Genomic DNA, 25,601 nt, shown 5'->3' with positions numbered 1-25,601 from the left:
CTTTATTAGTGAATCAATATCATGGACAAAACCTTTCTATTGTTTTGCTTCCCATGCATATTATATTTGATAATCGGGGGTTTGCAAAATTTTTTCCTCTAAAAAAATCGATAATGTTTTCTTTTCCATAAAAATGAAATTTTTTAATTGTTATTCTACACTTTTGAATTTCATTTTGCTAAGTTACAACCTCATAACGTCATAAGGTGTCGTTTATATTTTAATGACGATTAAATTTTATTAGTTCAATGTAATTATGTAAAAACAACAAGTTGTAAACTATCTACTATTTAAAAATAATTTCTGTTGTAATTGGAATGTGATCTGATATTTCTCTTGCCTCTTTTAATGTTGCAAAAGATGAATAGAAATGGATTACTTTGGGATTACTTATCGTTATTTTTGAACTATTGTACCAAATATTATCAAATTCAGAAACCAAACATTCTTCATTAGTACATTCTTTTTTTAATGAAGTTTTTTGATTGACAAAAACACTAACATATCCCATTTTCTTCAAAGGATTAAATACGGAATGTGATTGTGGACAATTAAAATCACCAACAAAAAGTAAATTCAATTTTGGATATTGCTCGGGTAAAAACTTAAAATATTTGATTTCAGTTTCGGGTTGTCTGCTTTTTGTTATGGCGTGAAAATTTGCAATGGTAAACTGCTTTCCGTTACAATCAAAAGTGCAATAGTAAGGTTCTCTATCAATTTCTAAATGGTATTTTTTCTCTAACCAAGCCTCCCCTATTTTTTTTACCTTATTGGTTTTCCAAATAAAAGCATAGCGTTCTGTTTTGTAAGCACTACTACTTGTAGGATTACTTACTACATAATCCCATTTAGAACCTTTTCTATTAAGTTCATCTGCTAATTTGGCAACAGCTTGAGCTCCACCATTGCCAGCAACTACTTCTTGTAAGGCCACAACATCATAATCTTTAAGAAGATTGGCCATGTATACTAAATCTGTTGGTGATTTAGAACTTCCTAAATTCTCAATATTCCAAGAAATCAACTTAACTTGTGAGTAAAACTGATTTGTTATGAAAAGAATTAGGACTAAAAATATTTTCATTTAGTTTTGGATTTAGGGAAAAATAAGGATACAATCAATCCTATTCCAACCATTACGTCCACAATAATCCAAATAGTTCTACCAAGAGCAATTTTAATAAAAGGTTGAAATAATACAGCCAATGCCAAATAAACAAAAGCTTCATTTTTGTACCCTTGTTCATTTGCGTTAAAAGCTAAATAACCAAACCCAACTAAAGCAGCAAAACGAACGAATTGGTAATAGCCGTAAGGAAAGTCGATCAGACAACCGAAGAGGAAAATAAACAAGAATATTTTTAAAAGTTTTTCCATAAAATATTAATTATCACTATAAGAATAAGTAGTTATCGAAATAAATAATATATAAATCACTATTGATATTACAAATACATAAAAATCTTTTTTAAAATCATCTTTTAATCTTGCTCTCTGTTCAAATATCGCATAAATTGAAAAAAAAGCAATAAAAATAAAAGTAATTAAATGTAATTTATCTGACAAATTAAATTGATCAGATATTGGTAAATAAGACTCTGTTATATATTTATTCCCTATCGCAGTAAAAAGAGAACCTACTATCAATGAAAGTTTTTGTTCACTATTCTTATTTGGTATAAAAACACTAATAGATGTCAAGAAAAAAGAAATAAAAAGTACTACAAATAACTTCCAATAAATAGTCCATGATTCTCTGTAAAGAGGAATATTTATACTAATAGCATCTAACTCGTATTTTTCATTTAAAATATCCCCAAAATTTGAATCCCAATTTTTAGAATCATATTTAAAATCAACTTTACCTATTTCCCATTTATCAATAAAATTAGGTTTAATCTTAGAATTTCTTTTATCTAATAAAACAACAAAATCTCCTTTATAATGTGTATTTAACTCTAAATAAATAGTAAGCTTTTGATTATCAAATGGAAATTTTGAAACATCTAAATTGTTTAAAATTGTGGCATTAATCTTATTTAAATAATAATATTTATTACTTGTACTATCTTTTATTAAATTTGATTCAACAAGTAATGAATTGTATTCTATTAATTTATCAACATCTAAAAAATTTGAAATATCTTTATTAATGTTATCTGTTTTAAGTTCTTTTGTTGAAATAAACCAAACATAGAAAATAGTTTTATAACTTGAATTTAAGTAATTTATATCATAAATATTATCAACATAAACCCCAACCTTTAGGGTGTCTTTTACACCATTACTATTCTTTGAAAATGAAATAAGTGGGATAATTAAATATAATATTAAAATTACTTTTTTCATTATTTAATGATAAAAAGGAGTTTCAACTACAGGTAAAAACCATCTTAAAAAATGTTCATAAACTGATAAAAGACTATAAACTAATAATGTTGCTAAACTCAATTTAAAAATGAAATAAGAATAATTATTATTCTCAATTTCAATAGAATCTTGTCGTTTACCAAAAGAGAATGTGATTAATTTTTCAGTAATCAAATAAACAATAACAGAAAACACAAAAGACAAACCAACGTAGACAAGTATTTTTTCCATTACTGCTAAAAATGTATTTTCAGATGTAGCAGAATATATAAGTACTTCAATTGAATTTTCAATCATCTCTAAAGAAACCTTTAGTAACAAGAAAAAAGGTAATAAAATTGATAAATACCATAAGGATAAGCTAGTATTTAGTCTTAAATTAGTTGTATTAATATTTTTCTTTTTTGCTAGAATAGAAATTAGGTTCAATGCAATAAGTAATGTTACTATTGCTACAATAAAAGTAAAAAAAAGACTTTGTTTATTCATATTATTTTGATTTTAAGGATATTCTCCAATAATTAGTATTTGAAATGTCATTCGAAATTATACCTGGTTTTGCTCCCAATGCTGTAGTTTCCCACAAAATGTATTTCTGATTTTTATAATTATAGGCTAAACCATTATAGGGCAAATTAATACCTAAAATGGAATGACCATAAAACTCGCTGCTCATTACTGCCACATCATAGTTATAGTGTGACAAAATTGTATAAAGTAAAAGTGTTCGAGTATCGCAATCTCCTTTTAAATTCGTCAAAAATTCAACTGGAGTATTAATTCCAAATCTCTGATTTCCATCACAAAAACCTTTATTATTTAAAAGGTAGTTTCTTGTAAAACGGTCGTTATACAATGATGGATCACACCCATCAGATAAAACTAAAGCATAGCGTATATCCTGAACAAACGTTACAACCATTTCTGCAAATTGATTTTTATTCAATTGATTAGCATTTTGAATACTATCAAACATGCGATACAAACCATTTAATTTAGATTTATCATTCTCTTTTAAATTATGTATTATTTGATCATAATTTTTTATGCTTTGGTCATTTAAGCCCAAATTATTTTTAAAAAACGAAGCTTTTCTATAGTCACTCAATTTAATCTGATAGGTTCCTTCGTAAACATTTCCTTTATAATCTTTCCATTGTCTATATCGAGTTATTATACTGTCATTTTTTTCTTGGACTACTTGAGTAGAATCAATTGGGTTGTAATTATCTGTTTCATTTTCAACAACTGGTAAAGGTTCAACTATAGGTGTTGTTTCCCTTGGAACATCTGTACTTGATGGTATAGGAGAAAAATTTCTACCTCCTCCACTCTTACTAAAATTGTAAATTAATGAACCTATAAATGCAATTAATAATAATGGACCTAAAATCCTAAAAATCCATCTAAGAACTGGTTCTAAAAAGGAAATTAAAGAAATTATTATAAAGAAGCCTATTAAATATAAAAGTCCTGGAAGAAATTTAATCAATAAAAAGAGTCCTATGATTAACAATAAAATACTAAAAATGCTCGAAAAGCATCCGCCACCAGTTTCTGTAATAGGCTTTTCTGGTTTATAAATATAATCATCCCAAACGGTATCATTGTGATGCTTACAACGATATTCTTTACTTATATAATCTCCCTTTCTGTTGGTTCTACCTGTTGGAACTTTACTTGATTCGCAAACTTTATTATCCGTTATTAAATCATTATTCTCATCTTTGTCTTCATCTCTTCCATTATTTAATTGCTCTTTAATTTCCTCTACTATTTCACTTTCATAATCAAAAACATACCCCGTTACATAAGCATTAAAGGAACCAAATACTTCATCACCTTCAGTTTGATGTAATTTTCGAATTATTTCAAATTCATAAAGCTTTGGTTCTAACAAATTAATACCAAAGCTTTTACCATCAGATAACATTTGTACAGGTAACGTCGATGGTAATTTGTCTTTTGGGAAAACATTTCCAGAAATTGAATCAACATTTATTCCTTTAAAATCATTAGGAAATTCAAAGGATTTATTTTTCCTTACATCGTCTTTTGACTTACAATTTACTTCAGCTTCATATATTTCGAAATCAAATAAATCTTCATAACTAGAATAACCAACTAATCGAGTTCCTCTATATTTTCCAGAGATAGTACCTTTTAAATAGGTTTTTCTTGGAGTAAGAATCTCTTTAGTTATTTTTACATAGCTATTCCCGTCTTCACCAACAAAAGACTCAATATTCAAAATATTTTCAATTGTATTTTCCATTGTTGGTTATTCTTCTAAATTATAAATGAAATCTAAAAACTCTTTTTCATTATTTTTTACGACATTGATTGAAGGTCTAATTGTTCTAAATGGAGAATCCAACCAATATTCAAATTTTTCTACATGAGTTAAAGAGTATTCATTATTAATATCTTCTACTAATATTTTGTATTTCTGTGGATTAATATCTTTTAATTTCTCCAATAAGGGTAATATTCGCTTTAACGATTCTTTATTGTATTCTTTAATTCTTTCTGAAAGAACAATCGAAAACTTTCGTTTCATTATTTCATATTCCTCTAAAATGATTTTATGTTCTATAAGCATTCTATGAAAATAATAATCCGATGTATGATAATCCTGAATTTTACTTTTTAAAATGGTATTTGATAACCAACTAAAATTAGTGGTTTGAATAAGTTGTTCTCTTAATTTAATAAAATCTGAATTATTACTTTCAATATTAAATAACCTAGCACATAAATCTCTTACTTTGTATTTTGTATAGATTGGAATTAAAAAAATAGAACAAACTAGTATTGTTAAAATCCATGAAAAAGGATTTTTAATTAATAATAATTGAATCGTTTTAACATAAAAATTACTTTTATCAAGAATTGAATTTAAATTTTGATAATTTTCGTTTTTTTCAATGAGGATATTTTTAAAATTTGAGACAAATGTATTAAACATTTGATAATAACTATTTGAATTAGAACTTGTTGAAATAGTTGCAATGAATTGATTATCTGAATTTAGTTCATTGTCTAAATTAATCTCTAAGTCATTAATTAACAATTCCTTTTCTTGTTGCTCTTTATTGTTTAAAAATAATTGTTCATCTAATTGATTAATTCTTCTAATTTTAAACAATGATTCTTTCAAAAATAGGCTATCATTTATAACTTTAGATTCGATAATAGCTATTTTACTATTTAAATCATTTTCTTCACTTGGATTTGAAAAAAACAATACTTTACTTTTAAATTCATTTAATGCTTGTAATTCATTTTTTATCAATCCTTTGTTAGTGAGTGAAAACATTTTTACCCTTTCAATGACTTTATGCTTTGCAATATCATCTTGTACACTTTTGGATAACAAAAAAACATTCAGTGGTTGGGCAATAATTATAGCTAATAACATCATAAACCCAATACGTAATAACATTGAAAGATTAAAAAAATTAAAAGAAATAGTTTTTGATTTCTTATTTTTTGTACTTAAAGGAATAATTGGAGGTGATATAGTATGCAATAACAATAAATATAGATTTACTACAATAAATCCCCAAATGATTCCAACTGGTAAACTTATCCAGTAAGCGCCATCAAACATTGAATAAACAAAAAAAGAAGCGCTAGAAAAGCAACCAATAAAAATTAGCAATACAAAAAAGCCCAACAACGCAAACCTATTTCTAATACGTTGATTACACTTTTCAAGTATCAGCATATCTTCACCTGAACAAGTGAGTAGAAATCTAAAAATATTTTTATGAATTCTTTTCTCCATTATTAATTGTTGAAATATAAGTGTCTAAATTTTCATCAATTTTTTTCATTTCTCTTTCCTTGTATTTTTGAACAGCATAATCGGTTAATTCTTTTTGGATTTCTGTAACTTTTATTTTTTCATATATTAATTTTTCAGCTTCATGATTAATAACAAGGTGTCTTTCAACTCCTTCTTTGTCTTTATATTTATCATATTGTACTTCAATTCCATAATCTGCTTTAATTAACTCATCTCTATTTTCAGCTAAATAATCATAGGTTGTTTTGGTTAACATTAATTTGAAAAATATTGGGGTTAACTCAATTGCCATAAAAAGTAATGTAATGAAAAGAGAAATCCAAAAGCCTGCAATTTCATGAGCTTTTTGAATTCTTATTAATAACCCATCTAATGAAGCTCCTTTTTTTTCTGCAATTTCAATATCTTTTTGTTTTTGAAGTTCATATCTTCTTCTGTCTTGCAAGGAGTTCTTATACTCTTCAGTATTTTCTAAGGCTTTTATTTGTGTTTCTAATAAATCTGCTTGTCTTTCTAATTCTCTAGCTCTTGGTCCAAAGCCATCTCCATTATTATTCTTTCCGGTAATTTCTTTAGATATTTCAATTCTTAAATCCGCTACTTGTCTATTTTTTTCATCAATTGTTGTTTGTAACTGTCCTAACTTCACTTTAATTTCCTTCACTTTCGCCTCATAATTTGAATTAGCTTGTGCTATTAAAGAATTTTTTTCTTTTTCTTGTTCTTTTTGAACGGCTAAATTAATTTCAGTTTGAAACATTCTTATCTCAATAGGTTTTGAAATTGTAATAGCGATAATCATACCCATCAAAATTCTTGGAATTGCAGTTTTAAATTCTAACCAAGTAATTTCCTCCGTACCATCACCTTTACCAGTACTAGTAACTATAAATCTATCTATATTGAATATTATTAATCCCCAAATAATACCAAAAATAATTGATAATATTAGAGTAGTTGTGTCTACTGAAACATTATCAATTGTGTCTACAATTGTTTTAGTTTTATTTATTACATTGGAAGACTTTGGAGAAAAAATAGTATAAAATGCATATCCACCAGCTAATCCCGCCATTGCGCCTGTGGCAAATACAATACCACCTAAACACATATATTTAATTTGGTCTGAATAAGTAGCTCGTTCTAAAAGGTATTTATCTCCTCCTGCACATTTCCACAGAAATTGCATTACTTTTCCAGCTTTTGGTAATTGATAATAATCGCGTGTCATAAAAAGTCGTTTTGAGTGAATGAATTCGTTTTAATATTTATATTATTTTTTTCTATTAATACTTTTGAAAAATTTATAGAAATAGTCTTACTTTTAAGATTAACATCTTTTGCAGTTAAATTCAGAAATTCAAGCGGAATAATTGATATTTTTAAATTTGAAATTTCTGTAATAAATGTTTCTTTGTTAATTTTTTTTTGGGGTTTAACTTCAATAACATAATGCTTGGTTTCAAACCATCCATAAACAACGAAATGAATAACTTCATTTAAATTATTAACATTATAAATTTTAATGTTGTTTTCTACTGTAAGCTTGTTGTTGATGCTATAAAAAATAGCATTCTTAAAACGATAATTTAATATTAAAAAACTATTTTCAAATAAAACTTCATTCCCACTATCAAAATAAAGTTCAATAAGTCGCTTATCTTTTTTAAATAGAATCAATAAAAAACTTATCCCAATTTTAAAATAGAGTATTATTGAATTAATAATTATTAAAATAAAATGGTTCATAATTTATTTTCATTATTCCTAAACCTCAATCTACACTCCCCATCATAACAATAACTTTTTTTAGAGCCATTATATACTATTGGAGCTTGAAGTTCTGCTTTCATGAATTCTAAATAATTGTAAATCGTACGCTCAGATACATTGATTTTCTTCGCAAAGTCTTTTGGACTTCCCGTTAGTTCAACCTCAATCAGCTCGTGAATCTTTATGATGATACGTATATCCAAACCTTTACAATTATACTTTATACTACTGCAACCTCAATGCAGTAATAAAATCGTTTTCAACAATTTCTTTTCAAACTTAGAAACTTGAAACTTTAAATCCATACGGAAATCCGTACGGACAAAAAAAAGGGAGTGTTTAAAAACACTCCCGTTAATAAAAGATTATAAATTTTTAAGGTTTAATAGGATTATTTCCTCCTTGACCACCAGTATCGCCATCGGTAATTCCTGTAGAATCACCTTCCTTTTGACTCAAAGTATAATCAAATTCCTGTGATTCTATTTCTATTTGTGGAGTTGATAAAGCCTCATTATCATCATTTGAACAAGAAATTAAAACGCTTCCTAATGCTATAAAAGCAACCACTAAATATTTTTTCATTGTAATAATTTTTAAAATTGAACATGAGTTAGGCTGTTCGGAAATGGATCCGAAAACAACTTCGATTTAAAATCGATGCTCCTTGATGGAGTATTTTGTGTGGGAAGTGTTAGCGTGCTACAACAGAACTTGCATTTTATACTTCCCGAATAAAAATTCGGTTCTGCATAGCAACACTATTTTAAAATCAGTTTTGTACATTTGTTTCAATAGCTAGTTAAAACAAGAACTAATTCTGAGGCAAAGGAATTACGTTTTTAAGTGAGTGTTTATAAGGAATTCCTAAAATTCCTACTATTCCTAAAGATTCCTAATTAATCCGTTATGACAACAAGAACAGCTGCTTTAGAAGCCTACAAAAAAGCCATTAAAGAACAATATGAAATAGAAAAACTAGGAAAATATTCAAGCTTCTTGATTGCACCATCAAGAGCAAAACTGCGTCAATTGTGTGAGGAAAGATTAAAAGAATCAATTGAAAAAGAAGATAAAATAAGTTTTAATTTGGTCTTTGGATTTGAGTATGAAGCAGGGAATCGTTTCAAACTACAAAATCAAACGGATAAGTTCAGACCAATTGAAACCTTTTTGAAAGGGGAAACCGATTTAACAGATATTGAGACAATAAATATTGCAGCATTACTAGTAGATTATAAGTTAAGACCATTTAGAATATTTGCCACAAAACAAAAAGGAATAGAAACAGTTGAAGAATTAACGAAAGTTGAGGATGATAAAAATGTAGAAAAACGAAATCATATTGTAATTCCTACACCTAAACTAGATGAAAAGAATAATTGGAAAAAGAAAATAGGGATTGGTGTATTATCTGTAGCTGGTTTATTTTCAGCGGGCTATACCGCAAAAGATCTAATTATTGAGGATAAAGAATGTATGCAATGGCAAGTAGACCACTATGAATATGTAGAATGTAATTCCAAGACTACAGAAGAATTTTTAGAAATTCCTTTAGAACCGGCAGACGAGAACAAGGCAAAACTTAAAAAAATTGAAGTAAATGAACATACTACTTTCTTTGTAAATGACAAACCTGTAGTTTGGTATGCTAAAGTAAACGGAAAACCAGAATTTTTCAATACACATGGATTCCACCCAATTACAGGAAAACCACTTAAACCAATAACAAAATACATGATTAATAAATGGGTGAAAAACAAATAATTATTGTGTGAGAATTAAAAAAAAAAAATATTGATATTCAATCGATTTTAAATTAGTGAAATATCAAACCATGACGTCTTAAAATATATTTACATATTGTTTGGTAATAATGGTATCTGAACTAGATGAACAACATTCTTGCTCTAAAAAGTATAGTTTGTCTAACCAAAACGATTTATTCCATTGTGCTACATGAAATCTAAAATCATTAATATCCAATTTTACGTTTTGATGTTCTATAATTGTACTTTGTATAAGTCCTTTTTCATGCTCAATTACATAGATTCCTTTTTCTTCAAATTTCCAATTATCCTGAATTGTATTGAAAAGTGGAAATAAAGTCTGACTAGTGGCAATATGGTTCAATGTGTCTTTATATACTTTTTTACGTTGACTCCAGATTTCGAAAACACTTTGATGACTACAATGAATACCTTGCCATGATTTTGAAGTTACATCGTGATAGGAATTAACCTTAGGAATTTTTAAATTGTAATAGAAAAAAGGATCTAATAGTAATGTTTCAATAGATTGTTTGGAACTTTGAATCTTGTCATTCCATTGCACTTGAAACGCTTCTGGAATTTCAATTTTAGAAATACGAATTCCTTCTCCATAGAAATTGATTTTTAATCTTTTATTCTCGGTTGCTATCATAGTGAATTACTTGTAGCTTTTCATCATATCCTGAACTCTATTCTTTATTTCAATTCTCAACCATTTAGGCTCCTTCACTTCTAATGTATTGTTGTATTTGAATACTTCCATAATAAATTCATTAGTAGGATGTACAAAGAGTTCAAAATAACATTTATCCTTTGTTTCTTTCTGTATTTTTTGTGAAGGATGAATGGGTAACGATTTTAAGTATTGGGCTTGATAAGATGAACAAACCAAGACTACTTTTTCTGCTTTTTCATAGGTTTCAATCCCAACGGCATGATGATAAAATTCGGATAAATCAATATCCATTTTTCTTCCTTTTTTCTGGGTGATGTCTAAATTTGAAATACGATCTAATCCAAAATTTCTAATTTCACTTTTTTCTACATCCCAACAAACCAAATACCAACGGTGTTGGGCTTCTTTGATTAACAACGGCTGAACTTTACGGTTGGTTGGTTCATCTTTCCAATAACTTTGATGTTGAAATTTAACTAAATATTCATTATCAATAGCATACAACAATCCGTGTAAATGTTCTGTACCTTTATTTGCTTTTCGTTCTAAAATCATTTTTTTTCCAATATGATTGGAAATGTTTATTGCAGAAAGGGTCTCAAAAGATTCGAAAATTCGATCGTATTCTTTTTCAAAATCCTCTTCTATGATTTCATACTTACGTTCACTTTTATTGAACTTGATTTCAATTCCGAAAATAGTATAAATATCTTTAATATCACGTTGGAATGTACGCTGTGATATATCATAATTTTCATTAGTAAGTTCTTGTTGTTGTAATAAATAAGAGTGTAAATCATCAAATGAAGAAGGACGTTTTTTTAATCTTTTAATGATTAATAAATGTCGTTGGATGTATTCTCTTTTTGCCATGATAAAAGTGTTTGTTCAAATGTAATTAATTATAGCGACAAAATGTGTCGTTTTAAATTAAAATCCGATTTTATTTCCCTTTGTTGAAGCTTCCCATTTCTCTTGATTACAGAACGAAATAATGGTTTCAAATGATGGTTGTTTCCCCTGTAAAACATTTTCCATGAAACATTTTCTAACAATATTATCAATTTCACCACCAGAAAATTGAAAGTAAGACGCTAATTCTATAGACTGTTCTTTTGTTATACTTGGTAATTTAATCTTCCAAATAGCAGCGGCATTTTCTAAACTTGGTTTAGCATATTTTACTTTAAATAAAAATCGACGTTCAAAAGCCGAATCCAAATTCATCACTAAATTGGAAGTTGCAAAAAGAATTCCTTTAAAGTTTTCTAATTCCTCTAATAAAATATTTTGAATCGCATTTTCGGTTTCTGATGTAGAAGCGTTCCCTCCTACTTTTCTTTTTCCAATAATGGCATCCGCTTCATTAAAAAGCAAAATAGGACATCGTTTTTCCTTTTCTTTGGCTTCGTAATAATCGGTAAATATCTTTTTTACTAATTTCTGACTTTCGCCATACCACATGGATTTCGTTTCTGATATTTCCACTTTAAAAACTGCTCTTTTGTGCTTACGAGCTAATTCATATACGGTAGCTGTTTTACCTGTCCCAGGTTCGCCATATAGCAAACAGGTTATGCCTTCAGGTAAATTATTTGATGTTAAATTTGACTTTAATTTTTGATAAGTACTCTCTACTAAAACTCGGTCAATTCTTGAAATAGCTTCTAGTTCTTCAGTATTATAAATGAGTTTATTTTTTTTAATAAGTTCGGGATAAAGGAGTTTTTTATTCTTCTTTTCTTCTTGAATTTGTATTGTAATACCTTCCCATTCAGATAACATTTTAAGCGCGTTTGTTGTTAACCGAATGTAATGTCGATTTGAAAAAGTAGCATTATCTTTTTCAATTAATTTTAATTTGTTTAACCTCGTTTTACCTAACAAAAATTTTTGAACATACTCAAATGTATCTCTTTTTCTAAAAGTACAATCTTCTACTGTAGATTGTAAACCCGTATTAAAGTCATTATTACAAGTAGATATTGCATCTATTATAGTGTCAAAAAATACAAATTGATCTATTTTATTTAGATTTTTCTTTGCATAAGCCACCAGCTTAAAATCTTCATATTTTTCAAAAATTTCTCGAAGTTGTTTATAAAAATATATTTCATTCAATAGTCCTTTATCTTTTCTTTCACTTAATTCATCTATCTCATTTAAAAATTCATGAAATGTATTTTCCTTTTCAGCACTCATTATTAATTCTTCTGGAATAGCTTCATTATTCGAGAAGTAAGGAATCAATTTATAATCAATCGCATATTCTTCATTTAATTTAAAATATGGACCTTCAGAATGTAGGATGTTTCGTTTATGAAGTGACACTAAATATTTAGTAAAAGGAAGAAAATTCAAATTATTTAACCCAACATATTCGGCTAATTTTTTTAAACGTACACTCTCTAAATTTTCAGTATTCATTACTAAAGTAATGATAATAGATTCTAGGTCGTTAGTTCGAAAATAGTTGTTAATTAATTTAATTTCTTCATCAACCGTTTTAAAAAAATTACGTTCTAATTTAGAATCTTTAGCTTGTAAAAATACTTGCTCTAAGGCTGTTATGATTTTTAGTTTTGCATTTTCCATGGTTCTGAATATTAAGATTGAATACAAAACTAAAACGACACACTGTCAAAGTGTGTCGTTGTATAAAAAATGAAGCGCATCTTCTTATTTATTTACAGTAATGATTTTCAAACATAGTAAACATAGTATTTTGATGCTCTATTATTTCCTTTGTATTCCAATTTTCAAATTCATAAACTTTGGCTAATTTAAGCGAATCATAAGTGTTTTTTCTTTGAAAATCTATCTTCTTTTTGGCAACATCTTGATTGCTATATTCTGAATTCTGTCCCACAGAAAGTAAGGCCAAATTACCAAAAGAATTTAACCAATCTCGGTTATCGTTTTCATTTGCTAATCTGTTTTTGTATTCGTCATTTTGAGGAAAAACATGTTCAATAGAATTTTTTGAGGTAATTCTATAACGTTTAAATTCATTTTTATCAGTATTCTTATCCCAATTTTTCCATAATAAATATTCTAATTTATAAAACCAATAATGATTAAACTTGGTACCTGAATCTTGGTTTAATATTGAATGAATTGTTTTAAATTCTGGAAAAATTGCATTGTCGGTTATAATATCCCAAGTAGTTTGCTTTTTATCTCCAGGAATTAAAATATTATCGATTCGCTCTAATTCCATTAAAAGCCTTTCATCATCTGAATTATCAATATCATTACTAAGTAGATAATCTAAGAAAGGAGTTAACCAAACTTGATTAGGTATATTATTAAAATATAAAATTGACTGTAACATTTGTAAATTAGACAATGCTCTTTCACTTCTAGAAAAATAAGATTTACCCTCTTTAGTACCCGTATTAATTTCTGATAAAAGTAATTTTTCTTCTTCATCATAACTTTCGTCCTCATCTTTTAACCATTTTACCACATGCTTGTCAAATTGATACCTAACTTTCCACAAGAGTTCAAAGAAGGCTGGTATATCTTTAATATCTTGAATTTTAAATGTTTCTAACAACTTTTTAGAATCCAATGAATCGATGTCTTTTTGATTATTTTGTTTTTTATAAATACGAAGGACATGCAATAAAAACATGTTAAAGTTCACAATTGAACGACATTGTGAGTTACGATTTGATTTTTCTTCATTAAACGAAATTGAGATTTCTTCTTTTATAATCTGAGATATCGACTTTTTATTACTCTCAATATCAGCACTGATATTCGTTGTTGAAAAAATAGCAGGGTTGAATGTTTTAAAATCTGATTTACTTATTACAGCGGTATCAAATGAGAAAGAGTCTTTAACATTACTTTCAAAATAATTGCTCATATTTTCACAAGCCTCCCAAATTTTAGCATATTGAACTCTAGAATTTTTCTCCAATTTATCTAATAGTCTAGCTTTTAAAATATCAGATTGTTGCAATTGAATACCACTAGTCCCTAATGCCACAAAAAGCGCATTCAAATCGGTATTTATTGGAGCTTCATTAAAAATGAATACAACATTACTATAAATAAAATCACCAAACTTTTCTAAATCAAAAGGTTCCTTTTCACTATTCAATTGATTCAAATAACCTTTTATGGTCTCAATTCCTGCTGCTATATTTTTTAAAAATTCGAAATTACTTACATCATGAAATCGATTTGCAGCAGTACCATCTAACAATCCTTTCAAATAATCATATACTTCAACTCGAATATCAAAATCAAAACGTATGTCATTATTCTTGTTGAGATAGTTTGAAAGATTTGTATTCACTCCCAACACTTTAAAGCAATAAGAAATCAACCAAAACGTAGTAAATCGTTGTTGACCATCAATTACTTCATAAAGTTTAGGACGAGCATCTTTTGAGGATTTTATAACATAAGTATTACCCACAAAATACTCTGGAGTATTGTTTTCAAAATTATATTTTAAATCTTCTAATAACTTTTTAATTTCAATATCATCCCATACATAAGGTCGTTGATATACCGGAATAAGAAATTCTAAATTATCAGCAACTATAGTTTCTATTGCAATAGGTTTTGTTGTGAAATTCATTTGTTTATTTATTTAGATAATTTACAATTGCTTTTTTCAAATCGGCATCAAAGTTTTCTTTAGTAATAGTATTGCTAAAGAAAAGATTTACTCTTTCATAATATCGCAACTTTACTCCTTTTAAATCATTAGTATTAATTTCAACTTTGTAATTTTTGAAATAATTTAAAATCTCTTCGTAGGTAAAAGCATTAAGAATTCGCTCAAGAATTTTAGTTTCATTAATAAAATTAACAACTGTTGCTTCATAGATTCTTGATTGATCTTTTAATCGTAAACTGTAGATATAACGAAATAAATACAAGGAAAACTCAGTAACATTTTTTCTTCCAAATCGATCCACAAAACAAAGTAAGGCTATCTGATAGTAATGTCTTAAATCAACTGTTCCATCAATTACATTGATGATGTCATGGTTAAACTTTGCATATTTATCCATTTTATTCTTATCAATGTCAAATAAGAAATTATAATCGTTAGTAAAGTTCAATAAATAGTTAATGTAATTAATTCCCTGATTTAAAGGTTGTCTTATGGCATACTTATCTGCGGTGATGGTGTGCGTGTTTTCTTCAATTTCCACAAAGGAATAACCTATATCTCTATTTTTTTTGTGGGTTTTATCTGCAAAATCTTCTGTTAATACATTTTTCCATGTACTGTCATTTGTGAATTTATCAGGAATAAAATAATGTTTATTCAAGTAATCTAATCTTCTTATTTTACTCAACATTCTATTCACCACTTCTAAATTCTTCTGTCTTTTTTCCCATTTTAAAGCGAAAGAATTTCTTTCCTCAACCAAATCAATACAACGTAAATGATGCGCTTTTAAAATGTCGGTACCTCCTAGCCTTTTACCTCCCGTGTTTAAAGTTTCAAAAAAGTTATAGGCCATGTCTTCGCTTTCTGTAATAACAACAGTTACATTAATTAACTCATAATTAATTAGTTGAAACTCTTGACTTCTATAAAAATCATAATTGGTTTTTATATTTTTTAAAGTAATGGGATGCGAATATTCCGTTTCGTTAAACTGAAGTTCTTTTAATAATCCTAAAACTTGAAGCGTAGTAATTCGTTGCTGACCATCAATTATATTGAAATGATCGCCTTCTTTATGAAGTACAATACTACCCAAGTAAAAATTAGGTTTATCACCCGTAGCCACATTTCTATTTATATGCTCACTAAATTGATACAAAAGTTTATCTATTTCTACCTTAGTCCATACGTAAGGTCTTTGATATTCTGGTATTGTTAATTTTTTTTCAAATAAACTTTGTAAGCTTATACTTTGAACTTCAACCATGGGTATTTATTTATTTGAGTTTATTATGTAGTAAAATTATTTTGTTAGAAAGACAAACTGTGTCGTTTTACTTTTTAATCGCTTTTTTTATTGCTTTCCAATCAATGGATGATAAATATCTCTGAGAGATCGTTCAATATGTGGTACAATAAAATCGTAATTATTGACATCTATTTCAATTATTGACACCCTAAATTCTAAACCATGTAGGTTAGTCCTTTCTTTAAGTTTCATAGCATAAGTACTCTTTATTGAAGACAAATCGATGTGCTCAATAATGCGCTTATAAACATCCTTATTTTTACCAACATACAAAGGCAACCACTGTTCGTTGAAATTTGCTCGTAGTTCCAAACGTTTTTTTATGACACCAGAAGAAAATAAAGGATTATTTTTCTTATTAGACCAATCTTCAGCAAAATTTTTAATTTTTGTTTCCCTTTTTGTACCAGTTAAATTAGCACTTTCTAAATTGAGTTCAAAAAGATAAATACCTTGCTTTTTAGGGTTATTAAATACACTTTTACTATCCAAATCATTTGTCAAAACAAAAGTGATAGCTTGCTCCTGATCAAAGGATATTTCTTTTATTTTATTTGATATTTCATTAACAAATGAAGAAATTTTTAAATCAAATGAAGAAATAAAATCTATAATATTATTTTCGCATTCTAAATTATCAGAAGTAATTTTTTTCATTGTTATATATTTTCAAACTTATTATTAGAATAAGTAAAATGTTTGTAAATAGTTTTAAGCTATTTTATTTCTACATTTTCTATTTTCCATTCATTTTTATTTACTTCTGTAATGTTTCCATTAGCACTATTAAAAGAAAAAATACTATTAAAATTATCATTTTTGTTTATTTTACGATATATTATAGTGTTTTCATTTAGAGAAATCAGTACTAGCTGAATAGATTTATTTTCATCAATCCATTCGTCATTAAATGCTAAAAACGCTTTTAAGTATTTATCAAAAACTCCTGTTTTGCCATCATTACAAACTGTATCTCTTGCTGTGTTTTTTAGTAGATGGATAAATACACCATCTTGTTTTTCTCGCGTTAATTTTAAAATGTCTTTGGCTGTGTTTTTAAGTGCACCATTTTCATGTTTAAATTCAATATTTAAGATTCTTTCATATTTAAAATCAACTTCATTTCTTTTAAATACACACATGTCAGTCGAGGCTGAAACCTTATGGGTATTTTTGTTTTTAACAATATCTTCATAAGTGTCTCCAAACTTATATTTTTTTTCAGTAGGTGTTTCTACCGAATAAAATAACTCTGGATATTCAATTTTAAATTGTTCTACAAATAGAAATCGAAGTTCTTGTTCAGATATTCTATCAACTTTTCCTTTAGTCTGATTATTTAAAGGGAATATAAGTTGTTCAGCGGAATTGCCACCGTTAAGTTCGCAGTCCATAGACTTTAAACGTTCTAAAACCTTAGTGCATATTTTTAAAATATCTACCATCTCAGTTTTTAAAATTCATAGAATCAAACTCCGCCACCATCCCAAAACCTAATCTTGTTCAGAATACGATTTCACGTTTTTGGTTGCTGTTTTATTCGTTTTACTTTTTACTGTTTTACTAGCTGTCACCTTCAACTCCTGTATTTGTTGTAACAACTCCCTTGCATCACCATCACTATCCAACTGCTGGGTTAACTCGCCTTTAAATGCTTTGTGTAAAATAGCTTGTGGTAAACTATCTATTTTAGCTTTTAAAGTTTCATATTGCTTTTCAATAGCATCTGCTTTAGCAAACAAACTTTCTACACGGTAAACAATTTCTTGTTGCTCAATTATAGATGGTATTGGTACAACTATTTTACCGATTGGAGCAAGGAATAAATTTGCTTGTGCTGTTGACTTTTGTAATTTTAATATTTGTGACTGTCCAAAATCTGATCTTAAAGTATATTCAATAAATTTAGAAATTTCAGTATTTGATTGAAATTTTACTAAAGCTGCACTTCTAACCATCACAAATTCTAAATTTTCAGGAACAATGGAAACTCTTCCAACTGTTCCTGAACATGATATTAAAATGTCTTTATGTTCAGGATTACATCGTTTTTTTATTCTGTCATATTCCTCTTTGGGTACATAATCTACATTATTGAGACTAATAAAACCATTTTGTACATTTCTTGCAGATAAAAGATAATAACCATCTTCAGTTCTTTTTGGAGTTGCATGTTCTCCATCTGTAATTAAATCAGCGATATTTTTTAAATTTGATTTTTTCCAATATTCGGGCAATTTATAAGAATCTGATAATTCAAATTCTTCATATTCAGAATAATCTAATTTCTTTGGAACTTTTAACCCATATTTTTTATTCTCTTTTACTAAACTTTCATAATACTTATTTCTATTTTGTAAAATAGTGCTTAATCCACTCTCCAACTCCTTCCCTTTCCTCCATTCTTCTGTTAACTTCCCGGTAACCGCTTGTGTTAAGACTTGTTGTCTGAAATCTTTGAGCAATAACGGTACTTTTGCCATACTGGTTTTGATAGTTTCCAATTGGGCAAATAAAGCATCTAACTTGGCTACAATACGGTTTTGCTCAGTTAATGGTGGGAGGGGAAATTGCAAATACTTTAATAGCTGAATTGTTATTTGAGGTTGAGCAGTTCCTGTAATTACATCGGACTTATCTGCAATTGTCATTGCGTATTTAACAAAATCTAAATTCAATAGTTCATCTGAAACTTCATCTAAAACAATTGAATTACTTGTGATAAAAGATTGAGGTTTTGTTTTATGTATAACTCCACTAGCTGCACCACGACAAGAAATAATTACTTTAGATTTTTCATAAGTAAACTTATCATATTTACCAATTATTCCATTTGCTCCATAAACATCAAAACCTTCATCTAATAATTCACCAACAGAAAGTCCTTTTCCATAAACTAAATTAAATAGATGTTCTAAGTCGGTTTCAACCCAATTTTTCTGCAATTGCTTTTCCATTACTGTAATTCTTTAATCATGGCATTCAACTCCTTCGTAATGGCTTCTAATTCATGTAAAGCCTGTTTGGCAATATCAATCGGTTCGCCTAAATCGTCACTGTTGGTTAAACTGCTGTCGGCAATCAATCCTAAATCTAAACTGTAGTTTTTCTTAGCAATGGTTTCTACGCTAATGCTTTGCCAACGCTCGTCTTTAATTGTTGCTCGTTTTTCGTGGTCAACTGTGCCATCGTAATCGGTTTCTACTTGGTCTATGGTAATACCACCAGTGTAAGCGGTTACAAAATCGGCAAAGGCTTTTTCTTCAAAAGGCGTGCGTTTTCCGTAGCTTGGTGCATTGGTACGCATGTCGTAAAACCATACTTGCTTGGTATTACCGGTTTCGGTTTTGCCACGGGTAAAGAATAAGACATTGGTTTTTACACCAGCGGCATAAAAAATACCTGTAGGCAAACGTAAAATAGTGTGTAACTCGCATTTGTCTAATAAATCACGGCGTATTTTTTGCCCGTCACCATCTTCAAACAAAACGTTATCGGGTAATACTACAGCGGCTCTAGCTTTTCCGTCTTTTTTTAAACTACGGTAAATGTGCTGTAAAAAGTTTAATTGCTTGTTGCTTGTAGGAAAGGTAAAATCATCACGTGTTGGGCGTTCGCCACCTTGTTTGGTACCAAAAGGAGGGTTCGCTAATACCCCATCGTAATTTTTTAAACTCTTACCAAACTCGGTTAAAGTATCGCCTAAATGAATGGTGCTTTCCATTCCGTGTAAACGTGCATTCATTAAAGCCAATCGGTGGGCATCAGGTACTAATTCAACACCTGAAAACGCTTCTTCTATTTGAAATTTACGGTCTTTTTCTGGTAAATCGTAATAGTTATCGTATTTGCTTCGCAAGTAATGGTCTGCCGAAATCATGAATCCGAAAGTTCCAGCTGCAGGGTCTGTCCAACGTTCGCCTAATTTTGGTGCCAATAAATCCACCATAATATTAATTAATGGACGAGGTGTAAAATATTGTCCCGCACCACTTTTCTTTTCGCCTGCATTTTTTTGTAATAAGCTTTCGTAAATATCGCCCATTACATCACGGTCGTCTTCTTCGTACCAATCTAATTTATCAATAGCAGTAACTAAAGAGCGAAAGTTAACCGGCTTACGTAAACTCGTAGAAGCATTGCTGTAAATTTCTTGAATACTTACGCTATCGGTTTTGTTACTTACGGTAGCTAAAAACTCACGGTATCTGGCAAAAGCTTCGTTGTTATCGTGTTCTTTTACAAAGTATTGCCATTGGTATTCCTCTGGAATGTGTTGGTCAAATCCTTTTACTTCGCTTAGTTTTAAGAATAAAATATAAGTAAGCTCGTTTAGGTATTCGTGATAGGTTACACCATCGTCACGCAATACGTTACAAAGGTTCCAAAGTTTATTAGCTATTTCTTGTGCGCTCATATTTTTAGTGTTCAGTATTCAGTGGTTAGTATTCAGTTTTAATTTTTATCGTTAATTAGATTTACAACTAATTTGGTCATCATGTCTTTTTCTTCGGGTTTGCTTTCGGCAATCATAATGGTGATAGCTACTAAAGCATTATCGGCTATTTTTTTATTCCCCTCTTGGTTTAAAAGTTTATGGTTTAAATCTAGGAAATAGGCAAACAATCCGGCTGCAATTCTTTTATTACCATCAGAAAACGAATGGTTTTTTACTACGAAATACAATAAGTTGGCTGCTTTTTCTTCAATGGTAGGATACAAATCTTCGCCATCAAAGGTTTGATAAATAGTTTCTAATGAACTTTTAAACGATTGGTCTTTTTCATTACCAAATAAAGCACCCGCCTTTTGAAAATCTCTCCAAATGTAAATTTGTTCTATTGCTTCTTCATACGATAAACGATATACGTTTTCTGTTTTAGAAGTAGCTTCAATACTTAGCTTTTGATGGTCGTATTTATCTAAGGTTTCTAAAGCATAGGCATATTGTTCTAACACTTTTAAGATGCCTTTCGCTTCAGAAGAAGTTAAATTTTCAATATGGGCTGCTTTTGTTGCCAATTGCAATGCCTTTTGTATTTCAGTGTACTTATAATCTAATTCTTTTAATCGTTTTTCGTTTAAGGCATATCCTTTTACTAAGTACTCTTTTAAACGTTGCGTTGCCCAAATTCTGAATTGTGTAGCTTTCCCGGAATTTACTCTATAACCTATTGAAATAATCATATCAAGGTTATAGTAATCAAGCGTTCTGGATACTTTTCGGGTTCCTTCAATTTGAACTGTTTCCATTTTGGAAATAGTTGCCTCGGGTTGCAGTTCCAGGTCTTTTATTATATTTTTTATGTGTTTATTAATAGCAGGTACCTCAGTTCCAAAAATTTGAGCTATTTGCTTTTGATTTAACCATAATGAATTATTATCAAATAAAATATCTACTTGTGTTTCATTATTAAGTCCTTTATAAATAACAATATCTTTCATATAAAGCAAACTAGTTAAAATTCTTGAAATTTATAAATGATGTTGTCCATTGACATTGGTTTTCCTTGTTTTGAATTTACTCGATAACCAACAGATATAATGGCATCAAGATTATAATATTCGATTGTTCTTTTTACTTCTCTGTTGGCTTCATTTTGAACTGTTGCATTTTTTGCAACAGTTGCTTCAAAATCCAATTCTTGAGAATTATAAATATTTTTTAAATGTCTAGAAATTACCGATTTATCTCTTCCAAATAATTGAGCTAATTGATTTAATGAAAGCCAAACCGTTTCCTTTTCAAACTGCACCTCAATTTCAGTTTGATTATCAGCAGATTTATATAAAATTATTTCACTCATTATGCTGTAAATAAGTTGTCATTCAATAACTGAATAACATCGTCTAATTCGTTATTGAATATTTTTTGAATACGATTTAAACCACCTTCTTCTTTGAAGGTTTGGTCTATAAAATTTCTATCGAAAATATCTTCCAATAATAATTGTTTTTCAAAACGGTCAATCCATTTTAATTGGTGCATATTCCAAGGCTTCATTTCCTTAACTTTAGTTATTGCCTTTTTAATGCGGTCTTCATGGCTTACTAAAACAGTGTCTAAAGCTAAAGTTCTGATAAAAGAAATAATATCAGCCGCAATATCCTGATTTTTAGCATTTTTCCATGCCGTAGATAAAGTAACTTGATTGTATCCTTTTTGGTCTAATAATAATTTTAATTCTTTCAGAGATTTTCTGTCTAATTCAGCTGGTTTTGTACAAATAGTCTTGATAGCCAAAATCTCATTTTTATTTTCTTCAATAAAGTTTTTGAAACCTTCAATATAATCCTCAGGCTTTTCAGCATTTCCATACCCTCTATCCACACCTATTACTTCATCAATATGTTCTGAAACCAGTTGCATTTTGGGTTGGTATATTTTTGTATCCAAAAAATCCCAAAGACTAGAATAATTAGTGAGTACTCTTTTTACCTCATCACCTTCAATAGCTAATAAATTTTCGATAAACTCCTCTGGGGTATCCCCTTTTGCCAAATACATAAACTGTTCTAACTGCCCATTGTTAATTTGTTTCTTCTTGCGTTGCAACTTAGCTACAATTTGTTCTATTTGCTTTTTAGCACGCTCAGGAGTATCAATGAATTCTAACTCCTCAATTAATTTTTGAAAAGAAATAGAAGGATTGGAAACCGTTTTCATTTGCGTGAAATCTTCCAATGCTTCATATACGCGAACGGCATCATAAATTTTAAAGAACTGTTTATCAATTTCAGGACATAATCTAGTAGCACGTCCTAACATTTGCTCAAATAAAATACGGGAACGCACTCTTCGTAAAAAAACAAGATTGCAAATTTGGGGAACATCTATTCCAGTAGTTAATAAATCAACGGTTACCACAATGTTTGGAAATTTCTCATTTTTAAAACGAGCCGTTAAATTTTCTACATCATAAACATTTCCTGTCAATTTTTGAATAGCACCTTGAGGCACATCAATTCCAATAGCTTCAAATTCTTCAAACAAAATTTGTACAATTAAATCGGCATGATGGTCTCTAACTGCAAAAATTAAGGTCTTTTCATCACCTTCAGGGTCTAAGTTTTTAACCAATTCTTTAATAACCGCCCTGTTGAATGGCTCGGTTATTACCAATTTATTGAATTGTTCAATTTCGATATGCAATTCATCTTCTAATTCTGAAAGCTCCTCAATTCCATTAGTCTCAGGATTAAAAACTTTTGGTTTTTCTCCTTTTTCCCAAACAATACCTTCCTCACTTAATTTTGTTTTAATAATATACGGCGGCTCATGATCGGTTAAAAAACCATCAATAACCGCTTCACGATACGAATAATTGTGAACGGGTTTTCCGAAAATTTCAGTAGTATGTAAGGCTGGAGTTGCTGTTAAACCTATAATGTATGCGTTAAAATATTCAATAACCCTTTTGTATTGACCCACGTAGTCATTTTCATCTTTAAAGGATAAATCCTCTTCATTAATTTCCTTATCTAAATTATAGCCACGGTGTGCTTCATCAATGATAATGCAGTCATAAGTATCAATAGGTAAAACTTTATCATCAGAATAAAATAATCTTTTCACCATACTTTGAACGGTAGCAAAATGCAAACGCGTTTCAGATTCTGGAAAAACATTTTTCATTTCTTCCATTTTGTAAATATTGGCAAAAGTATTAATCTCTTCCACTTTATTGTCTTTAAAACTACCTAAAGCTTGTGAAGCCAATAAACGTCTATCGGTTAAAAATAATATTCTTTTAAATCGGTCTGATTTTATCAAGCGATAAGCTAAACCAATTGTTGTTCTTGTTTTTCCCGTTCCTGTAGCCATTACTAACAGTGAACGTTTATCATCTGGATTATTGATGATCTTACTTTCAACAGCTTTGATAGCATCAATTTGATAGTAGCGTAATCCCAGACCATTAGCGTTTTGTAGATAATCATACTCACTTTCTTCTAATCTACTATTAGCATTTTCAATATTTCTATTAAACTGCTCCACTAAACCAGCAGGAGAAAACCATCCGCGCAAAGCTTGTGATTTATTTCTCGAATTTCTAACATCTAAAAACCAAACACCACTTTTTGTTTTTATTTGCTCTAGGTAATTTCTTCCATTGGTTGAAAATAAAAATGGAACTTTGTAATCTTCCCACTTTCCTAAAAAAGTAGAAAAATCGTTTGGTTCAACAAGTTTAGCATAAATTTTAGATTGATGTAAATCAGTTGAAATATCAGTAGCATATTTTTTAGCTTCTACAATTCCGTATAGTTCTGTTCCAACAAATAAAGCATAATCTGCCCATTTGCCATTACAGGGCCATTCTGCAATCGCTTTGTTTTTTCCTTTTTCAGGTAAGGTTTTATTTTTCTTGTAATTAATAGTGTTGGTATCACACTCCCAACCTGCTTCAGTTAGTTGTTTATCAATTAAAGTTATACGTGTATCCGCTTCATCTAAATGGATGTTATTGGCATTAGAAAAACCACGTTGCTTTCTGTTTTCAACAACCTCTGGTGAGCTATTTAGACTTTCAATTTTTTGTTTATAATCATAAACTTGTTTAGATAATGTCTCTAGTTGTTGTTGTAAAGCTTTAACATCAATAGCTTCCTGTTGAATAGGTAATACATATTCAATGTCTCCTAAGTAATCATTTTCATACGTCTCATAAAACCATTTGGCTAATGAAAAACATTTTTTTAATATGAATAAAGCTTCATGTCTATTACTATTACCATCATGAGCTGCCTTGTTTCCTGACTTACGAATTGTGTGTAATATATCTTTTACTATCTCAGGAATACAGTTTTTATAAAAAAGTTGATTGATTCGTTCTGCTAGATTTCCATTGAAATCCTCTAAATCTTCAAAATCCCAGATTAATAGAGCTATTTTTTCAGAAAATAAACGAGACTTAGCTAAAGAAGAGTTTGAATCAATCTCTAACAAACGCTCAGATAATTCACTGATTGTAAATAATTCAGGATAGTTTGATTTTAGGAATGAAAATTTTGAACCCATTTAAAATTTATTTTATATACAAGTGCTCCTTAATCCCCAAACATAGCGAAAAAAAAGGTCATTTACAACCCGTAAAAATACCTGATTTTCAAACCAAGTATTTATACGTAGGAAAATACAACAGCTAAGATACGTAAAGTAAAAAAAATAGAAATGAGGAAAACCGTACGAGGATAAAAAAAGGCAAGTTCAAGAACAAAAACAAGAGTAAAAATCAAAAGAG

23 protein-coding genes are annotated in these 25,601 nt (G+C 29.0%); 1 reads left to right on the top strand and 22 read right to left on the bottom strand.

Features of this window, described 5'->3' with window-relative positions; all coding sequences use genetic code 11:
* Nucleotides 1-286: 286 nt before the first annotated feature.
* From LOS86_RS07575 to LOS86_RS07535, 10 genes are all read right to left on the bottom strand, one after another.
* Entirely contained in the window at nucleotides 287-1,087 is an 801-nt protein-coding gene (locus tag LOS86_RS07575) for an endonuclease/exonuclease/phosphatase family protein (RefSeq protein ID WP_231841502.1), read from the bottom strand.
* Nucleotides 1,084-1,380 carry a DUF6804 family protein gene (locus LOS86_RS07570; protein WP_231841501.1) on the bottom strand — a complete coding sequence of 99 codons (297 nt, stop codon included), beginning with the start codon at nucleotides 1,378-1,380 and terminating at the stop codon, nucleotides 1,084-1,086. The genes LOS86_RS07575 and LOS86_RS07570 overlap by 4 nt, the downstream gene beginning before the upstream one ends.
* A 6-nt stretch (nucleotides 1,381-1,386) precedes the next feature.
* Nucleotides 1,387-2,352 carry a ligand-gated ion channel gene (locus LOS86_RS07565; protein WP_231841500.1) on the bottom strand — a complete coding sequence of 322 codons (966 nt, stop codon included), beginning with the start codon at nucleotides 2,350-2,352 and terminating at the stop codon, nucleotides 1,387-1,389.
* A gap of 3 nt (nucleotides 2,353-2,355) precedes the next feature.
* Complete coding sequence (locus LOS86_RS07560; RefSeq protein ID WP_231841499.1) at nucleotides 2,356-2,862, bottom strand: hypothetical protein; 507 nt, start codon at nucleotides 2,860-2,862, stop codon at nucleotides 2,356-2,358.
* 1 nt (nucleotide 2,863) lies between these two features.
* A complete protein-coding gene (locus LOS86_RS07555) occupies nucleotides 2,864-4,648 on the bottom strand; it encodes a hypothetical protein (RefSeq protein ID WP_231841498.1) in 1,785 nt (594 codons plus the stop codon).
* Between the two features lie 6 nt (nucleotides 4,649-4,654).
* A complete protein-coding gene (locus tag LOS86_RS07550) occupies nucleotides 4,655-6,163 on the bottom strand; it encodes a DUF4407 domain-containing protein (RefSeq protein WP_231841497.1) in 1,509 nt (502 codons plus the stop codon).
* A complete protein-coding gene (locus tag LOS86_RS07545; RefSeq protein ID WP_231841496.1) occupies nucleotides 6,144-7,415 on the bottom strand; it encodes a DUF4407 domain-containing protein in 1,272 nt (423 codons plus the stop codon). The genes LOS86_RS07550 and LOS86_RS07545 overlap by 20 nt, the downstream gene beginning before the upstream one ends.
* Complete coding sequence (locus LOS86_RS07540) at nucleotides 7,412-7,933, bottom strand: hypothetical protein (protein WP_231841495.1); 522 nt, start codon at nucleotides 7,931-7,933, stop codon at nucleotides 7,412-7,414. Before LOS86_RS07540 ends, LOS86_RS07545 begins: the two co-directional genes overlap by 4 nt.
* Nucleotides 7,930-8,160: an HTH domain-containing protein gene (locus LOS86_RS13695; RefSeq protein ID WP_374107568.1), complete on the bottom strand. Its 231-nt coding sequence runs from the start codon at nucleotides 8,158-8,160 to the stop codon at nucleotides 7,930-7,932. Before LOS86_RS13695 ends, LOS86_RS07540 begins: the two co-directional genes overlap by 4 nt.
* 172 nt (nucleotides 8,161-8,332) lie before the next feature.
* Nucleotides 8,333-8,542, bottom strand: coding sequence for a hypothetical protein (locus LOS86_RS07535; RefSeq protein ID WP_231841494.1), 210 nt, complete (start codon nucleotides 8,540-8,542; stop codon nucleotides 8,333-8,335).
* Between the two features lie 324 nt (nucleotides 8,543-8,866).
* Between LOS86_RS07535 and LOS86_RS07530 the strand changes: the two genes are divergently transcribed.
* Entirely contained in the window at nucleotides 8,867-9,724 is an 858-nt protein-coding gene (locus tag LOS86_RS07530) for a hypothetical protein (protein ID WP_231841493.1), read from the top strand.
* 78 nt (nucleotides 9,725-9,802) lie between these two features.
* On the opposite strand, the gene LOS86_RS07525 is transcribed toward LOS86_RS07530, so the two are convergent.
* The 12 genes from LOS86_RS07525 to hsdR all read right to left on the bottom strand — a co-directional run bounded on the left by LOS86_RS07525 (nucleotide 9,803) and on the right by hsdR (nucleotide 25,378).
* Nucleotides 9,803-10,381: a hypothetical protein gene (locus LOS86_RS07525; RefSeq protein ID WP_231841492.1), complete on the bottom strand. Its 579-nt coding sequence runs from the start codon at nucleotides 10,379-10,381 to the stop codon at nucleotides 9,803-9,805.
* A gap of 6 nt (nucleotides 10,382-10,387) precedes the next feature.
* Entirely contained in the window at nucleotides 10,388-11,278 is an 891-nt protein-coding gene (locus tag LOS86_RS07520) for a helix-turn-helix transcriptional regulator (protein ID WP_231841491.1), read from the bottom strand.
* Nucleotides 11,279-11,335: 57 nt separating this feature from the next.
* Nucleotides 11,336-13,000, bottom strand: coding sequence for an ATP-binding protein (locus tag LOS86_RS07515; protein ID WP_231841490.1), 1,665 nt, complete (start codon nucleotides 12,998-13,000; stop codon nucleotides 11,336-11,338).
* An 88-nt stretch (nucleotides 13,001-13,088) separates the two neighbouring features.
* On the bottom strand, nucleotides 13,089-15,002 hold the full coding sequence (locus LOS86_RS07510) for a DUF262 domain-containing protein (protein ID WP_231841489.1): 1,914 nt from the start codon (nucleotides 15,000-15,002) through the stop codon (nucleotides 13,089-13,091).
* Between the two features lie 4 nt (nucleotides 15,003-15,006).
* Nucleotides 15,007-16,314, bottom strand: coding sequence for a DUF262 domain-containing protein (locus tag LOS86_RS07505; RefSeq protein ID WP_231841488.1), 1,308 nt, complete (start codon nucleotides 16,312-16,314; stop codon nucleotides 15,007-15,009).
* An 87-nt stretch (nucleotides 16,315-16,401) separates the two neighbouring features.
* Nucleotides 16,402-17,013, bottom strand: coding sequence for a hypothetical protein (locus LOS86_RS07500; protein WP_231841487.1), 612 nt, complete (start codon nucleotides 17,011-17,013; stop codon nucleotides 16,402-16,404).
* Between the two features lie 59 nt (nucleotides 17,014-17,072).
* A complete protein-coding gene (locus LOS86_RS07495) occupies nucleotides 17,073-17,801 on the bottom strand; it encodes a hypothetical protein (RefSeq protein WP_231841486.1) in 729 nt (242 codons plus the stop codon).
* Between the two features lie 48 nt (nucleotides 17,802-17,849).
* Nucleotides 17,850-19,313 (bottom strand): restriction endonuclease subunit S, encoded by a 1,464-nt coding sequence (locus LOS86_RS07490; protein WP_231841485.1) that lies wholly within the window; start codon nucleotides 19,311-19,313, stop codon nucleotides 17,850-17,852.
* Entirely contained in the window at nucleotides 19,313-20,773 is a 1,461-nt protein-coding gene (locus LOS86_RS07485) for a class I SAM-dependent DNA methyltransferase (RefSeq protein ID WP_231841484.1), read from the bottom strand. Before LOS86_RS07485 ends, LOS86_RS07490 begins: the two co-directional genes overlap by 1 nt.
* Nucleotides 20,774-20,811: 38 nt before the next feature.
* Nucleotides 20,812-21,801 carry a virulence RhuM family protein/type II toxin-antitoxin system death-on-curing family toxin gene (locus tag LOS86_RS07480; protein ID WP_231841483.1) on the bottom strand — a complete coding sequence of 330 codons (990 nt, stop codon included), beginning with the start codon at nucleotides 21,799-21,801 and terminating at the stop codon, nucleotides 20,812-20,814.
* Nucleotides 21,802-21,815: 14 nt separating this feature from the next.
* Nucleotides 21,816-22,163, bottom strand: a complete 348-nt coding sequence (gene rhuM / locus LOS86_RS07475) for a RhuM family protein (protein WP_231841482.1) — start codon at nucleotides 22,161-22,163, stop codon at nucleotides 21,816-21,818.
* Entirely contained in the window at nucleotides 22,163-25,378 is a 3,216-nt protein-coding gene (gene hsdR, locus LOS86_RS07470) for a type I restriction-modification system endonuclease (RefSeq protein ID WP_231841481.1), read from the bottom strand. Before hsdR ends, rhuM begins: the two co-directional genes overlap by 1 nt.
* Nucleotides 25,379-25,601 lie beyond the last annotated feature (223 nt).

Source organism: Flavobacterium cyclinae, assembly GCF_021172145.1.
In the GTDB taxonomy this organism is placed as follows: domain Bacteria; phylum Bacteroidota; class Bacteroidia; order Flavobacteriales; family Flavobacteriaceae; genus Flavobacterium; species Flavobacterium cyclinae.
This window is presented reverse-complemented; position numbering and strand designations above follow the sequence as displayed.

Excerpts from the sequence above, each read along its gene's own strand:
- LOS86_RS07505 (WP_231841488.1), bottom strand. The coding sequence starts at position 16,314 with ATGGTTGAAGTTCAAAGTATAAGCTTACAAAGTTTATTTGAAAAAAAA.
- rhuM (WP_231841482.1), bottom strand. The coding sequence starts at position 22,163 with ATGAGTGAAATAATTTTATATAAATCTGCTGATAATCAAACTGAAATT.
- LOS86_RS07485 (WP_231841484.1), bottom strand. The coding sequence starts at position 20,773 with ATGAGCGCACAAGAAATAGCTAATAAACTTTGGAACCTTTGTAACGTA.
- LOS86_RS07575 (WP_231841502.1), bottom strand. The coding sequence starts at position 1,087 with ATGAAAATATTTTTAGTCCTAATTCTTTTCATAACAAATCAGTTTTAC.
- LOS86_RS07490 (WP_231841485.1), bottom strand. The coding sequence starts at position 19,313 with ATGGAAAAGCAATTGCAGAAAAATTGGGTTGAAACCGACTTAGAACAT.
- LOS86_RS07500 (WP_231841487.1), bottom strand. The coding sequence starts at position 17,013 with ATGAAAAAAATTACTTCTGATAATTTAGAATGCGAAAATAATATTATA.
- LOS86_RS07570 (WP_231841501.1), bottom strand. The coding sequence starts at position 1,380 with ATGGAAAAACTTTTAAAAATATTCTTGTTTATTTTCCTCTTCGGTTGT.
- LOS86_RS07555 (WP_231841498.1), bottom strand. The coding sequence starts at position 4,648 with ATGGAAAATACAATTGAAAATATTTTGAATATTGAGTCTTTTGTTGGT.
- LOS86_RS07520 (WP_231841491.1), bottom strand. The coding sequence starts at position 11,278 with ATGGCAAAAAGAGAATACATCCAACGACATTTATTAATCATTAAAAGA.
- LOS86_RS07495 (WP_231841486.1), bottom strand. The coding sequence starts at position 17,801 with ATGGTAGATATTTTAAAAATATGCACTAAGGTTTTAGAACGTTTAAAG.
- LOS86_RS07550 (WP_231841497.1), bottom strand. The coding sequence starts at position 6,163 with ATGGAGAAAAGAATTCATAAAAATATTTTTAGATTTCTACTCACTTGT.
- LOS86_RS07530 (WP_231841493.1), top strand. The coding sequence starts at position 8,867 with ATGACAACAAGAACAGCTGCTTTAGAAGCCTACAAAAAAGCCATTAAA.
- LOS86_RS07565 (WP_231841500.1), bottom strand. The coding sequence starts at position 2,352 with ATGAAAAAAGTAATTTTAATATTATATTTAATTATCCCACTTATTTCA.
- LOS86_RS07480 (WP_231841483.1), bottom strand. The coding sequence starts at position 21,801 with ATGAAAGATATTGTTATTTATAAAGGACTTAATAATGAAACACAAGTA.
- LOS86_RS07540 (WP_231841495.1), bottom strand. The coding sequence starts at position 7,933 with ATGAACCATTTTATTTTAATAATTATTAATTCAATAATACTCTATTTT.
- LOS86_RS07560 (WP_231841499.1), bottom strand. The coding sequence starts at position 2,862 with ATGAATAAACAAAGTCTTTTTTTTACTTTTATTGTAGCAATAGTAACA.
- LOS86_RS07525 (WP_231841492.1), bottom strand. The coding sequence starts at position 10,381 with ATGATAGCAACCGAGAATAAAAGATTAAAAATCAATTTCTATGGAGAA.
- LOS86_RS07510 (WP_231841489.1), bottom strand. The coding sequence starts at position 15,002 with ATGAATTTCACAACAAAACCTATTGCAATAGAAACTATAGTTGCTGAT.
- LOS86_RS07535 (WP_231841494.1), bottom strand. The coding sequence starts at position 8,542 with ATGAAAAAATATTTAGTGGTTGCTTTTATAGCATTAGGAAGCGTTTTA.
- LOS86_RS07545 (WP_231841496.1), bottom strand. The coding sequence starts at position 7,415 with ATGACACGCGATTATTATCAATTACCAAAAGCTGGAAAAGTAATGCAA.
- LOS86_RS07515 (WP_231841490.1), bottom strand. The coding sequence starts at position 13,000 with ATGGAAAATGCAAAACTAAAAATCATAACAGCCTTAGAGCAAGTATTT.
- hsdR (WP_231841481.1), bottom strand. The coding sequence starts at position 25,378 with ATGGGTTCAAAATTTTCATTCCTAAAATCAAACTATCCTGAATTATTT.